Here is a 13,276-nt window from a genome sequence, read left to right as displayed (position 1 = left end):
GGGGGAATGGTGAGAATTTTATTGCTTGCTGGCATGATCATCTTTGCGGGAGTTTCCTCCTTTGCTGCCAACAACAACCCTTGGATGCGTGCTTGCCGTATTGAGGCGGGGCAGTTCTGGGTTCTAAAAGCGGGTTCTGAGGAATACTCCATGTGTTTCTTTGGTGAATCTGCGGTGGGAGCTGAGGCTCTTTTCCAGTTTAAATCCAAATCGGCGACTCCGGAGGCTGTATTGGCCTACAAAAATCGCAATGCCTCTTCGGCTCGCGGCGGAATCTGCGGATCTTTCGATGCGGAAGTTTTTCAAGGCAAAGACACTGACGGCCAGACGTTCAATGTCTGCAAGTTTTCAGATGGATCTTTGATGGAAGAAACCACGTTGTGGCTGGGCCCTGGTGCCGGAACAACTCAGGGCTTGGACAAAGCTCTTTCAAGCACTTACTAGTTTTTCACTGATTCAGACGGGCGCAGGGAATAGATACAAGAACTTGCGTCCTTGATCACACCATCTTCCAGGTGCAGATCCTTCTTCGTAAAACCCAATGTCACATGTGGATAGTACTGTTCAGGACTGAAGTCTTCGGCTTTGCCGCCTTTTTGCGTGTAAAGAACGTGCACGGCTTTTCTGATTTGGAACAGGCGGTCTGATTCCACCACCGCGTAATAGGTAGAATCTTCCTTCACCGCCCCTTTACCCACGCACAGCAAGTGATAAGGGCTTTTAGTCATGTCCATGCGCTCAGCCAGGGCGTTGATTTCTTTCATTGAAATCTTCTTTTTCAGTTTCGTGAATTCGACCGGTGAAATCACCGTGATATGCGCTTCGCCGCGATGCTGAAGTTGCACGCTTTGGTTTTTTTCCACCTCAACGCGCATTTTTTCAAAGGCCGCATAAGGCAGATCCAAAGACAGATAGGACTTTTCTTTATGTTCGACGGAAGCAATCCCGCGCGTGGCTTTCGGCTTAAGCTCTTGTTCAGAATAGCTCAGGCTTGAAAGTTTATACGGTGATGAGGTGGCGCAGGCGGTCAGTGAAAGTGAGATGAGAGCCAAGTGAAACGTGCGGCGCATGAGTTTCTCTTTTCTTCGCTTGGGTTTGACTTAAGATGGTCCTGCTTTTAGCCTACACAGACTATGAAAAAAGTGAAAGTTCTTCTTACAAGTGCCTGCATTTTCTCGCTAATTTCCGGCCTGGTGGCGTGCCAGGTGAAGGACACCAAGTCCTCTGTTTCCAAATCTGAGACTGCCGCTTCCGGTGCCTTTTCCAATGAGCCTCACACATTGGTGGGTGAAGCCCGCCAACTGACCTTCACCGGCCCTAAGTCAGGCGAAGGCTATTTCAGTCCGGACGGAAAAAAGATGATCTTTCAAAGTGAGCGTGAGCCGGGAAATCCATTCTATCAGATGTACATTCTGGATCTGATCAGTGGGGACACGACCCGCGTTTCCCCGGGGCATGGCAAAACCACCTGTGGCTGGATTCACCCTTCCATGAAGAAGGTGCTTTATTCCTCGACCCATCTGGATCCGGAAACGAAAAAGAAAACCCAGGAAGAATATGACAACCGCAAAAAAGCGGTCAAAGCCCGCTATTCCTGGAGCTTTGATGATAACTACGACATCTTCAGTTCTGATCTGAATGGCAAAAACATCCAGCGTCTGACCCGTGAAAAAGGCTATGACGCCGAAGGGTCTTATTCCCCGGATGGGCAATGGATCGCCTTTGCCTCCAACCGTGCCGGTTACACCGAAAAGCTGGAAGGGGAGGACAAGAAGCTTTTTGAACAGGACCCTTCCTACATGATGGATATCTACATCATGAAAGCTGATGGCACCCAAGTGAAGCGTCTGACTGATTCCAAGGGTTATGATGGCGGTCCGTTCTTCAGTGCGGATGGCAGGAAAATCACTTGGCGCCGATTCTCCCCGAATGGATCCACGGCTGAAATCTTCACCATGAATGTGGATGGTTCAGACCAGAAACAAGTCACCAAGTTGAAGTCCATGTCCTGGGCGCCGTACTTTCATCCATCAGGGGATTACATCATTTTTGGCTCCAGCGTTCTGGGATATCACAACTTTGAACTTTTCATCGTCGATGCGGAAGGCAAAAAAGCGCCGGTGCGTGTGACGTCGGATGACGGTTTTGACGGGCTTCCGGTGTTCACGCCGGATGGCAACAGTCTGTCCTGGACCCATCGAAATGAAAAAGGGGATTCGCAGATCTTTATTGCGAAATGGGACGAGGCTCAGGCCAGAAAGCTTCTGGGACTTGCTGCTCAGGATCCGGCCGCGGGTTCTTTGACTCCGGAAGTGAAAGTCGAAGACATCAAGAAATGGGTTTACTATCTGGCCTCCCCGGAACTTCAAGGACGTGGCACCGGCACGGGGGAAGAAAAGCTTTATACTGAAAAGCTCGCGCAACTCTTGAAGTCCTGGGGTTTGACAGGGGTAGGTCCGAATGGGTCGTTCTTTGAAACCTTCGAATTTACTTCAGGTGTGGGTCTGGGTGCTGCGAACTCACTTGAAGTGGTGGGTTCATTCAAAAAGAAATACACCGTTTCCCGGGATTTTGAACCGGTGTCATTCTCTAAAACCGGAGACTTCCGTGAAGCGCCGGTGGTGTTTGCGGGCTATGGTATTAAAGCTCCGGCCAGTGACAAGGAAGCTGAATACAATTCTTACAAAGGTCTGGATGTTAAAGGCAAGTGGGTGATGGTGCTGACGGATTTGCCAGCAAATATTTCGCCGCAACGTCGTCATTATCTGAATCTGTATTCTCGTTTGCAGCACAAAGTGACTGTGGCGAAAAATGAAGGGGCTGTTGGTATTATTGTGACTAACGGACCTGAAAGCGGTTTGCCTGAAAAATTCGGCAAGATCAAATTCGAAGGCTCATTGTCTGAAAGCACGCTGGGTGTTTTGCGCCTGTCGACATCAGCAGCTCAGGAAATGATTCGTTATGCCGGTCAGGACATGATCAAGCTGCAGATGAAACTGGATAAAGGCGAAATGCCTGAAGGTTTTGTGATTCCTTCGGCGTATATCAAGGCTCAGGTGGATTTGCAGTTCCAGAAAGCTCAAGGCATCAATGTTGTTGCGAAGCTGACGGCAGCTGGTAGCAATTCTGCGGTGATGATTGGCGCCCATGGGGATCATCTGGGGCACGGTCAGTTCGGCAGCAGTTTGGCGAAGACTGGTGATGCTGGTAAAGCCCATGTGGGTGCGGATGACAATGCTTCAGGTGTGGCTGGTGTGATGGAACTTGCGCATTACTATGCGAACCTGAAAGCTTCCAAACCAGGTCTGTTGCAAAAGAATATCTATTTCGGCATCTGGTCCGGCGAAGAGCTGGGAAATCTGGGTTCGTCCCATTTTACCAAAAATATGGTGAAACATAATATTGCCGCCTATATCAACATGGACATGATCGGTCGATTCAAAGATCGCGTCTTTGTTCAAGGTTTGGGATCTGCAGACAACTGGACCCGTCTGGCGGAAGAAGTGGGTGTGCGCAGTGCGGTTCCGATGATTGTTCAAGAGGACCCTTATCTGCCGACGGATTCTTTGGCGTTTTATCTGGCTGGAGTTCCCACGGCGAACTTCTTCACCGGGTCCCACGCTGAATACCACAGTCCGCGCGACATTCCTGAATTGGTAAACTATGAAGGTGTTGCCCGTGTTTTGACGGCCGTAAGAAGCCTGACGGACCTTTTGGTTGATACGAAGCTTCCAATGGTCAAATACGTGAAAGTGGCCAGCGCCCAGAACCGTCTGGAAGGCCGCAGTTTCCGTGTTTATCTGGGCACGGTTCCGGATTATTCCCAGGAAGGTGTCAAAGGGGTGCGTATCTCTGGAGCATCCAAAGACAGCCCTGCTGAAAAAGCCGGATTGAAAGACAAGGATATTATCACTGAGTTCGGTGGAACCAAGATTGAAAACCTGTATGACTATGTTTATACGCTTCAATCGGTAAAACCCAATCAAGAGACCATTATGAAGATTCTTCGTGATGGCAAGCCGCTGGAGCTGAAGATCACTCCGAAGCTGAAAGAATAGAAAATAAAAAAAGCCAGTCTGGAACACCGACTGGCTTTTTAGTTTTTCATGCGAAGCGCTTTAGCGCTTCAAACGGAGTGATTTAGAAAGTCAGTGAAGAACAGCGGCTTTTCAGGAAAGTTCTCAGACCATTATCAGAGAACTTAAAGCGCACATCCCCGTCAGACGTGTATTTGAAAAGATCATAGTTCTTTACGCTGCAGGTTTTACCGTTTTTATCGGTGAAAACAGAGCTGTTCCCGGAAACGGCTGTGGGTGCAGAACCCAGTTTAAAGCCGGAATCCAATTTCAAGCCCTGATACTTGTTGATTTCAACGCCACCACGGTTGTCCGGACGGATGGCTGCAGCTCTTTTGACTTCTGCGCCCGTCATTTCAACCAGTTCGGCGTCTTCATAGTCGAAAGAAGCTTTGTTGCCGTTTACGGTCGTAACCGTCAGGCGGCGGGTTTCGTCATTCCATTCAAATGTGGGAACCGGATTAATACGTGGGAACAGAAAGAATTCACGAGCTCCTGTGGTCGAGGACTCATCGCCATAACCCAAAGAGTTAAAGACCATCAGTTCGCCATCAGCCGTGAACAAATAGTCACGGTAAACCAGACCTTGTGCCTTGCGGTTATGGACAGAGACATAGCAGTTGTCGCCATCACTGGAAGAAATCATCTGGACTTGGATGCTGCCACGTCTCTCAACGATATCCTGACAAACTGCCTGGGAGTCGAAAGCCATTGCGGAAGCCGATCCAACGGTGGAAAGAAGAAGAACGTTCAAAAGTAATTTCATGTGCACCTCTTTGTTGTAAGCAGAACCCAGTCAAAACAGGCTGTCAGCTGGGGAGGCAGAGCGGCAAGGAAAATAACAGAATCTGGACTCGATCTGTACTAACCGATTGTGATTGTATAAGGGTCTCTTTGAGGAGCGAGGTTTCCTGCACATGTCCTCTTTTGTGGAAGAATTCAAAAAATATCAAAGACAAGAACGCTTTCTGACCGGCGGCCTGGTGCTTCTTTCAGTGATGGCGCCCGTGTCGTTCACGTGGCTGATGGATGAAAAAGTTCATTGGGTGGTGGCGCTGGGTGCGGCGTTTGTGTTGGTCTGTGGTGCCATTTTGCTCCACGTTCTGCGTGCGCGTGTGGCTGGGAAACTTTTAAGTAAATATGAAACTCTGGATGTGGGATCGGTTCTTGCCAAAAAGATATCTCCCGCTCAACCCCGCCGTTTTGTGGTAACCAACAGGGGCTTTAATCATTTCTATCTGCGCTGTTTGAACACGGGCGAACAAGTTCTCGTGTCTAAGCACAGAGTCCGCGAAGATTTCGATATTGCAAATTGATTTTTCATAGGCCTCAAGGGACCCTTTTCTCTGTGTAGAGGGGGGTCTATGAAGAGGTTGACTCTAGCTTTTCTCCTTCTGTGCGTTTCACTATGGGCTCAAGGCTATGATGAAGTGTCCGACGATTATATGCTTGCAGAAGCAGATGTCCCGGAAACCGAATTTGGTCGCGGACGGTTTATTTGTGATTCGGAAGAATTGCAGGGCGTCCGGTTTAAGTATTGTTACCGGGATCCAGACAGCGCGAACAACAACGACATCGTCTATTTCTTTCATGGACTGAACGGTTCTGAGAAAACCTGGCATCGCCAGTTTTTGGGAACCCGGACGATCCAGGACTGGTGGGAGCTTCGCGGTTATCGCCCTCGGATCATTTCGGTTTCATTCGGCCCCCAGTGGCTCTTGGTTAACAACAAACGATATCCTCTGTTGCCGGCCTTCACCCGGGTGATCATGCCCTTTGTGGAGAAAAAAGTCGGGGGTTTGAAAGGTGGACAGCGCCATATCATCGGGCAGTCCATGGGGGGATTCAATGCCGCGGAAATATCCCTGAAAAATCCGGGGATGTTTTCCAAAGTGGCTTTGTTGTGTCCGGCACTTGCGACGATCAGCCCTTTTGCCAGCGATCGCGAAATCGACGCTTACATCCGGCGCACCGGGGCCCTTCGTTGTCAGGTTGAAAAAATGCAGCGTATTTCGCAATCCGTGTTCGTGGATAAAAAGGACTGGGACAATCACGATCCGCTCAGGCTGATCAGCAGATATCCCAAGGGTAAAAAACCTAGGTTCTATGTTTCCATCGGGCGCAATGACGGTTATGGATTTCAGGAGGGCTCGGCCGCCTTTATTAAAGGGGCCCAGGCGTTTTCCTTCCTGTTTAGCTGGGTGCCAGTCCCAGGACCGCATTGCAACTTTAAGCGTATAGGCACAGCCAATTTCATCATGGGGGATTAGGTTCTATGAACGACATCGAAGCCTTTAAGTATGAAGAACGTAAAGTCAAAGGCGCAGATATTGACCAGGAAAAGTATCGCGAGGAAATCCGTCAGCTGATCGAGCACATGGTGCGCCTGCTGGTGGATCACCCCGACACAGTGACGGTCAGCACCTATGTGGGACCCAAGACCACCGTGTACCGGGTGAATTGTGCCAAAGAAAACCTGGGTCAGGTCATTGGCACTCAAGGCAAGACCATCATGGGTTTGCGTGCTGTGGTTCACGCTATGACAGCCCGCACGGGAATTCGTTCGATCGTGGAAATTCCGGTTTAGAATAAACTCAATCTTCTTGAGTTTTGGTCCAGAAAAAAAGTATTCTGAACTGCGAATGACTAGCACGACCGTATTGCCGCATTTGCAAGAGATATTGGAGCTATGGCCCTTAGGGGCCATTCGTTCGGTCGTGGAGATTCTTAACGGGGCCGTCAATCAGGTATACCGGGTTGAAGCCTCTCTGGGTAACTTCTATCTAAGAATATATAAAACCGAAGACAAATCCCGGGTGCAGCGTGAGCATGCTCTGATTGAATTTGTGGCGGCTCACAATCTGCCGGCGGTACAGACGCTGCCTTCCCGGTATGGAACTTCATTGGTTGAATTTAAGGGCAAGTATGGGGCTTTGTATTTCGAAGCTCCAGGGCATCAGGTGAAGAAAAATGACCTGACCTTGACCCATGCCAGAGCTGCAGGTTCCATGTTAGCTCGTCTGCATAAAGTATTAAAACCACTGCCGGATGTGGGTTATCGCAAGTACTCCTTGAACTGGGACGCCCAGGAATGGATTGCACGTCTGGATAAAATCGAAGCGGTTATTTTACAAAAACCGCATTTGTCTGAAGCCGATCAATGGGTGTTGTATCGCCTTAAAGATCAGCGCGAGTGGATGCGAAATCCTGCTTGTCTGCATTCTTATGTTCCAAAGTATTCAGCTCAGGTTCTGCATGGGGACTTTCATCAGGGAAATCTGTTTTTCCAAAAAGAAACTGTCTGCGGCGTGATTGACTGGGATCAGGCGGTCTTTATGCCCCGGGGTTTTGAAGTGGCCCGTGTGGCTTCTTACATGTTTGATCTGAAACCGGATCTGACCACGGCCTTCTTGGAAGCTTACATGGCTTTGAATCCATTGCCTCAGGAAGAACTTGAAGATGGTGCGAAAGCCTGGGGCTGTCATTGTGATCATTATGTCTGGGCTCAGGAAGAAATCTATCTTCATGGCAACGAGCGCGCCCGTGTGTTTATTCCGGACACCGCTTACAAGCCCTTCTCTGAAGTCTGGGCGCAACTGACAAAGACCCTTTAAAATAATCCCCAAGGTGTATGATGGCTTTATGGAATGCCTGAAGGGGTTGCTTCTTCTTTTTGTGTGTTTCTTCTGCGTGAAGGCGCAAGCCCTGCCTTCGGTGAATGCTTTGTCCTGGGTGTTGCTGGATGCCTCCAGCGGTCAGATCCTGGCGGAACTTAATAAAGATCAACCGCTTCCACCGGCTTCTTTAACCAAAGTGATGACAGCGTATATGGTTTTATCTGAGATCCGCGAAGGTCGGCTTTCCCGCAGGGACCGGGCGAAGGTTTCTGCCAGTGCAATCGTCCATCGGCCGGAAGAGTCCAGTATGTTTTTAAAGGTCGGGGAGTCTGTGTCGGTGGATGAGCTTTTGCGAGGGCTTATAGTGGCTTCAGCCAATGACGCCGCCCTTGTGTTGGCCGAAGTTGTTTCAGGCAGCCAGAGGGCTTTTGCAAAGCAAATGAACAAGACGGCGCAAGGCTTGGGAATGACTCAAAGTCTTTTTGCTAACGCTTCGGGTTTGTACACTGATAAACACTATTCCACGGCGAAGGACCTGGGATTGTTGGCAGTGCGAATTTCCCAGGAATTCCCCGAGTACTTTGAATACTCGTCCAGCAAAGATCTGACCTTTCGGGATTTCCACAAGAAAAACACCAATGACCTGCTGTTTTCGAAACTGCCGGTGGATGGGATGAAGACCGGACATATCAAGGCGGCAGGCTGGTGTGTGATGGTCAGTGCGCGAAAAAACAAACGCCCGGATAAAAAGTCCGAGCGTTATATAGCCGTTGTTTTGGGGGCGCCCAGCAATCAGGATCGCTTTGCTGCCGGAAGGATTTTGCTGGAGTTTGCCTTCAGTCAGCCTCGGATTGTAAAGGAAGCCTTTTAATAGCCCACACCAAAAGACAGCGTGTGCTGCACATCATTTTTAGACAGGTCGGAATAGTCTCTGAAGACCATCGTGGCGCTTAAATTCACTGAAAACACCCCGAGCTTCACACCTAACTGAGCACCGGCATAAGGGTTGTATTTCAGGTCTTTGTCTTTTCTTGTGACCACGCCACTGGATGTGGATTCTTCAAACCCTTTAGTGGCCTGGGCTCCCAGACGTGCGGAAGAAAAGAAATATTGATTGAATCTGTAGGTCGAACGAATACCAAGCTTGTAGTTTTCATCCTCGTGATAAACCTTTTCCGGGGTGCCAGAGAAAGTTTCGGTATCAGAGGCACGGGAATACTCAGCTTCACCGGAAAGCAGATCCACGCCGGCCGACAGGCGCACGCCATACATCGCGCGGGTTGCGATATGCGGACTGGGGCTGCTGCGATAGACAGTTTCATATCCGTACAAAGGCTCAATAGCATAGCCAGAACCTTTTACCAGAGTGAATTGGCGGGCGGAAGCCACGGATGTTGCCATCAGCATCGCCAGAATAGTTAGGATCTGAATTTTCATAAGGCCCCCTTGTTGGACTTGTCTTGCATTTGTTTAATCGGCTTATTGGGCGGGAAGTTTTACAGGACGTTACGACAGGAGAATGCCTTGCATACGGACTTGGGTATGGCTTTAGGGCTGGTAAACGAGTATCGTGATGTTCTGGAGTAATTTAAGATCAGATTATGAAATACGATTTGTTCCTTTTTGATTTGGATGACACGTTGTTGGACTTTAAAGCGTCTGAAAAGCTGTCTTTTGTTTCGGCGATGAATTCAGTGGGTTTGACCTCGGATCTGGACAACCTTTTCCGGACTTATCAGATTGAACATGCCGCTTTGTGGAAACAGTTTGAACAGGGAAAAACCACCAAGGATCTTTTAAAGATCGAACGTTTCCGCAAGCTGTTTGAAGTCCACGCCATTGAAATCGATCCGGTCCTGACGGCAAACCGATATTTGGATGCTTTGCCAGAAGCTGTTGTGTTGATCGATCACGCCGTGGAGCTATGTGAATATTTAAGCGGCAAAGGCGAGCTTGGAATTATCACCAACGGGATTCAAGCCACTCAGGTTCAACGGCTCAGCCGCTCGAAACTGGCTCCTTTTGTCAGCTTTATGGCTGTGTCTGAAGAAGCCGGCTATGCGAAGCCCGATGTTCGATTCTTTGAATACACCGTTAAACAGGCCCGTAAGTTTGATAAAAGATCAACCCTGATGGTTGGCGACAAGCTTGAAACGGACATTCTGGGGGCGCATCATTTCGGTATTGATTCCTGCTGGTTCAATCCCGGAAAAGTTAAAATTGAAATCGACGAAGTCCCGCCACAAATGGAAATTATGCATCTTTCTGAACTGAAGAAAATGGTTTAAGGCCAGAATTGATTACGACAGAAAACAGCAACAGGATTGAAACATAATGAATTCAGCTAATTTATCTCCTGCAATTCCGCAGTTACCTTCTGGTGACATTGAAAAAACAGCTCAGTTCATGGAACAGAAACTGGGTTTTAAAGTTGTTGCGAAAATGATTGAGCACGGGTTTTTGTCCGTAAAGCGCGGGTCTTGCGAAATTCATTTTTGGAGAACCGCTTCTGAAACTGATGCAAAGAATCTGGGGAGCCAAAGCAGCTGCTATATCCGTGTTGAAAATGTTGAAAACCTGTTTTCAGAGTTCAAAGACCGCGGAGTTGTATTCAGATATGAACTGACCAGGCAACTCTGGGGCATGAACGAAATGCAGATCGATGATCCGTATTTGAATGCCATCCGTTTTGGGGAGTCTTTTGAATGAAAACCAGATGGAAAATAAGCTCTTGGATCGTTATTGTCGCAGGTGTGTTTTTGGGCCTGCGCTATTGTTATTATGGATCCTTGGTAAGGTCTTGTGTCTATACCGAAGAAGCTCAGACCATACCGACCGATTTTACCGGTGCCAAGATACATTTGATTCGACCTGCGGCTGTGGTGCGCGGGATCGATAAAGAATATCAATGCCTGGCAGAAATGGGCGCCATCACCAACAAACTTGTCGAAGCCAGACACGCCATCCATTATCAATATCAAATTGAAAACATGCAAACGCAGACCGTGGATGCCAGTTCAGACATGGAATTTGAACTGGTCAAAATGATCGCCGTAACAAAGCATGGAATCAAAACGATGGATTCAGGATCTGGACCCATTCGTCATTTGATTCTGAAAGATCAGCACGGGAATTTATATGAAGTCGCCACCGTCAGTCTGGGGTTGAATGCTGGTGATGAATATCTAAAAGCGATCACAACAGAGAGTCAGGAAATCATCCTGAAACCAGAAGTTTTTAGTAAATAAACCAGCAGGGGAAGACGGGGAGAGATGTTTTTCACTATCCCCGTTTGATACAAAACTATTTTTTGCGGCTATTGAACTCTTCCATGAAAGCTTCGAAGTCCTCATAGATATCTTTTTCAATTCCCGCATGCATAATGGTCAGGTCTTGCTCTTGTTCCAGTTGCAGAATCAAAGACTTCGCCGGCAAAGGACGCTGATCTGTGATCAGAAAGAAATGATATCCCAAAATGCAGGATTCGGTGGCATTTAAACCTTCAATGCGGGTTCGCACCGGGGCCGAAATAATCTCGCTGTGTTCCGGATTGAATGCCGCCCAAAGGTGATAGTCATTTTCCTCGATAAAACGGCCATTAAAATCATGCGCCAAGCGATCAAAACTGCCACCTAAAAGGTCTTCGCCCTGATTTGCCAGAATCAGATGTTGTTTCAAACTCAGACCCACCAGGAAGTACAACAAAGCGATACGGGATCGTTTAAGGTGAAGTTCAGAGCCATAAAAAGTGTCGTAATAATCCGGCTCAATAAGCTTCTTGAAGAAAGCACGTTCTTTGAAAAACTCCACCGTGAAGGCAGCATTTCGCTCAAAGCGTGTTTGGCAGGTCCCACAGATATTCAAAGTCGGGTTTTCAGAGGCATTCATCCAAGCCGGAAATAATGGTTCGGAATGAAGTTGGGATTGATTTGAACAAAGCGGGCAAGACTCCATATTAATTAACCTTTAAAGAGATGCTTTTGAATGTAAAGCCAGAACCAGTTCAGGGTCAATTCGATGAAAAACCCACGGTTGAAGTGGGATATACAATCTTCTGATAAGTTATATTATGTAACAATGGGTAGAGGGGTTTATTTGAATATGGCCCTAGGTCTTAACGAATTGATTCATTCTGGGCACTGAAACGTTCCATTTTAAGTCTTTATCGATGCGTTTACGAAGCTCATCTGCAGCGCTGGATTCCCCATGCACCAGGAACGTTCTTTTTGGGGCCTCTGGAGCCTGCTTTAACCAGGTCATTAAATCACTTCTGTCTGCATGGGCTGAAAATGAATCCGATGGAACCACTTTGCAGTTAATCTCTACATAAAGACCATGGATTTTGATCTCTTTAGCACCATTCAACAAGCTGTATCCACGGGTTCCGGGGCTTTGAAATCCTGCCAGCAAAACGATGTTTCTTGGATCCGGGCCGAAAGCTTTTAAATGATGTAAAACCCGGCCACCAGTTAACATGCCGCTGGCTGCGATGATGATTTTAGGCCCGGATTTATCATCATTTAAAGCGCGGGATTCTTCGGCGGTTTTAACGGAATGAACTTCAGACATGATTTCAGCGAACTGTCCCGAAGCCAGACGTTGGAACGGGTGATAGCGTTCGTATAATTTTGCAACTTCATGACCCATGGGAGAGTTAAAATAAACGGGGATATGGGCGGGGACCTCCCCGTCTCTTTTTAGTTCCGTGATTTCAAACAACAGATTCTGAGCTCTTCCCACGGCAAAACTGGGAATCAGTAACACTCCCCGTGTTTTTGCGATCTCTAAAATACACTGTTTTAAGACTTCTTTTGAAGTGATCTTGGAATGATCGCGATCCCCATAGGTGGATTCCATCACGACATAGTCTGAATGCACTGGTGGTTCCGGTGGTGGCATCAAAGGGTCATTATAACGGCCTAAATCACCGGAAAATTGGATACTGGTTTCACCGTTTGAAATCCATGCTGAAGCAGCCCCCAAAATGTGACCGCTGCTGGTGAAATAAACCTTCAAAGTTCCAATATCAAATTCAGTGTGCAGATCCACCGGCGTTAAAAGAGGCAGCGTTTTTTCAGCATCTTCAATGGTATATAAAGCCAGTGCTGGACTGTGTTTGGAGAAACCTTTTTTGTTGGCGTATTCAGCGTCTTCTTCCTGGATCTTGGCTGAATCCAGTAAGATGATTTTCGTCAGTTCCAGCGTTGGTTCGGTGCAGTAAATTCGGCCTTTAAAACCTCGTTTAACCAACAAAGGCAAAGCTCCGCAATGATCCAGATGCGCGTGAGTTAAAACGACAGCATCGATATCACGGGCCTCAAACGGAAAGTCCTCCCAGTTGAGTTCGCGAAGTTCTTTAAAACCCTGGAACATGCCGCAATCGACTAAAATTCGAGTGCTGTTATTATGTACCAGAAACTTAGACCCGGTAACTGTTCCGGCTGCGCCTAAAAATCCAACTTCCATAAGCTCCCCTTTGTCGATTTCTTTAAGAATAGCCCTAAATCTGACCGTATTTTGACCTTTTATGCGTGCGGTCAGAATTGTATTCACGCGGAAGGTCCGCTAGTCTTTGCGGGCGTT

15 protein-coding genes are annotated in these 13,276 nt (G+C 47.9%); 10 read left to right on the top strand and 5 right to left on the bottom strand.

Features of this window, described 5'->3' with window-relative positions:
• The first annotated feature begins 6 nt into the window (after positions 1 to 6).
• A complete protein-coding gene (locus tag BDT_RS10145; protein WP_015091148.1) occupies positions 7 to 444 on the top strand; it encodes a hypothetical protein in 438 nt (145 codons plus the stop codon).
• Here BDT_RS10145 and BDT_RS10140 read toward each other — a convergent pair.
• On the bottom strand, positions 441 to 1,070 hold the full coding sequence (locus BDT_RS10140; RefSeq protein ID WP_015091147.1) for a hypothetical protein: 630 nt from the start codon (positions 1,068 to 1,070) through the stop codon (positions 441 to 443). The genes BDT_RS10145 and BDT_RS10140 overlap by 4 nt on opposite strands.
• 63 nt (positions 1,071 to 1,133) lie before the next feature.
• On the opposite strand from BDT_RS10140, the gene BDT_RS10135 reads away from it, so the two are divergent.
• Positions 1,134 to 4,058 carry a M28 family peptidase gene (locus BDT_RS10135; RefSeq protein WP_015091146.1) on the top strand — a complete coding sequence of 975 codons (2,925 nt, stop codon included), beginning with the start codon at positions 1,134 to 1,136 and terminating at the stop codon, positions 4,056 to 4,058.
• Between the two features lie 82 nt (positions 4,059 to 4,140).
• On the opposite strand, the gene BDT_RS10130 is transcribed toward BDT_RS10135, so the two are convergent.
• The gene (locus BDT_RS10130) at positions 4,141 to 4,842 is read right to left on the bottom strand and encodes a hypothetical protein (RefSeq protein ID WP_015091145.1); all 702 of its coding nucleotides are present in this window, start codon (positions 4,840 to 4,842) and stop codon (positions 4,141 to 4,143) included.
• Between the two features lie 151 nt (positions 4,843 to 4,993).
• On the opposite strand from BDT_RS10130, the gene BDT_RS10125 reads away from it, so the two are divergent.
• The 5 genes from BDT_RS10125 (at position 4,994) to BDT_RS10105 (ending at position 8,564) form a co-directional block, all read left to right on the top strand.
• Complete coding sequence (locus BDT_RS10125) at positions 4,994 to 5,392, top strand: hypothetical protein (RefSeq protein WP_015091144.1); 399 nt, start codon at positions 4,994 to 4,996, stop codon at positions 5,390 to 5,392.
• A gap of 129 nt (positions 5,393 to 5,521) precedes the next feature.
• Entirely contained in the window at positions 5,522 to 6,346 is an 825-nt protein-coding gene (locus BDT_RS10120; protein WP_015091143.1) for an alpha/beta hydrolase-fold protein, read from the top strand.
• A 5-nt stretch (positions 6,347 to 6,351) separates the two neighbouring features.
• On the top strand, positions 6,352 to 6,663 hold the full coding sequence (locus BDT_RS10115) for a KH domain-containing protein (protein ID WP_015091142.1): 312 nt from the start codon (positions 6,352 to 6,354) through the stop codon (positions 6,661 to 6,663).
• Between the two features lie 55 nt (positions 6,664 to 6,718).
• The gene (locus tag BDT_RS10110; RefSeq protein ID WP_080602467.1) at positions 6,719 to 7,690 is read left to right on the top strand and encodes a phosphotransferase enzyme family protein; all 972 of its coding nucleotides are present in this window, start codon (positions 6,719 to 6,721) and stop codon (positions 7,688 to 7,690) included.
• Between the two features lie 28 nt (positions 7,691 to 7,718).
• Positions 7,719 to 8,564, top strand: coding sequence for a D-alanyl-D-alanine carboxypeptidase family protein (locus tag BDT_RS10105; protein WP_235046079.1), 846 nt, complete (start codon positions 7,719 to 7,721; stop codon positions 8,562 to 8,564).
• Here the strand turns inward: BDT_RS10105 and BDT_RS10100 are convergent.
• The gene (locus tag BDT_RS10100; protein ID WP_015091139.1) at positions 8,561 to 9,130 is read right to left on the bottom strand and encodes a hypothetical protein; all 570 of its coding nucleotides are present in this window, start codon (positions 9,128 to 9,130) and stop codon (positions 8,561 to 8,563) included. The genes BDT_RS10105 and BDT_RS10100 overlap by 4 nt on opposite strands.
• Before the next feature lie 164 nt (positions 9,131 to 9,294).
• Between BDT_RS10100 and BDT_RS10095 the strand changes: the two genes are divergently transcribed.
• From BDT_RS10095 to BDT_RS10085, 3 genes are read left to right on the top strand one after another with little or no spacing between them, the layout of a single operon-like run.
• Positions 9,295 to 9,981, top strand: coding sequence for a YjjG family noncanonical pyrimidine nucleotidase (locus tag BDT_RS10095; protein ID WP_015091138.1), 687 nt, complete (start codon positions 9,295 to 9,297; stop codon positions 9,979 to 9,981).
• Between the two features lie 46 nt (positions 9,982 to 10,027).
• Complete coding sequence (locus BDT_RS10090) at positions 10,028 to 10,402, top strand: bleomycin resistance protein (RefSeq protein ID WP_015091137.1); 375 nt, start codon at positions 10,028 to 10,030, stop codon at positions 10,400 to 10,402.
• Positions 10,399 to 10,941 carry a hypothetical protein gene (locus BDT_RS10085; protein ID WP_041577600.1) on the top strand — a complete coding sequence of 181 codons (543 nt, stop codon included), beginning with the start codon at positions 10,399 to 10,401 and terminating at the stop codon, positions 10,939 to 10,941. Before BDT_RS10090 ends, BDT_RS10085 begins: the two co-directional genes overlap by 4 nt.
• A gap of 55 nt (positions 10,942 to 10,996) precedes the next feature.
• Here the strand turns inward: BDT_RS10085 and BDT_RS10080 are convergent, their stop codons facing one another.
• Both BDT_RS10080 and BDT_RS10075 read right to left on the bottom strand, forming a co-directional pair.
• Positions 10,997 to 11,647, bottom strand: coding sequence for a hypothetical protein (locus BDT_RS10080; RefSeq protein WP_148278794.1), 651 nt, complete (start codon positions 11,645 to 11,647; stop codon positions 10,997 to 10,999).
• A 153-nt stretch (positions 11,648 to 11,800) separates the two neighbouring features.
• Entirely contained in the window at positions 11,801 to 13,159 is a 1,359-nt protein-coding gene (locus BDT_RS10075; protein ID WP_041577598.1) for an MBL fold metallo-hydrolase RNA specificity domain-containing protein, read from the bottom strand.
• Positions 13,160 to 13,276 lie beyond the last annotated feature (117 nt).

The organism is Bdellovibrio bacteriovorus str. Tiberius (assembly GCF_000317895.1).
GTDB classification, from domain to species: Bacteria; Bdellovibrionota; Bdellovibrionia; order Bdellovibrionales; family Bdellovibrionaceae; genus Bdellovibrio; species Bdellovibrio bacteriovorus_F.
Note: the sequence above shows the minus strand (reverse complement) of the source record. Positions and strands in the feature narration are given on the sequence as shown.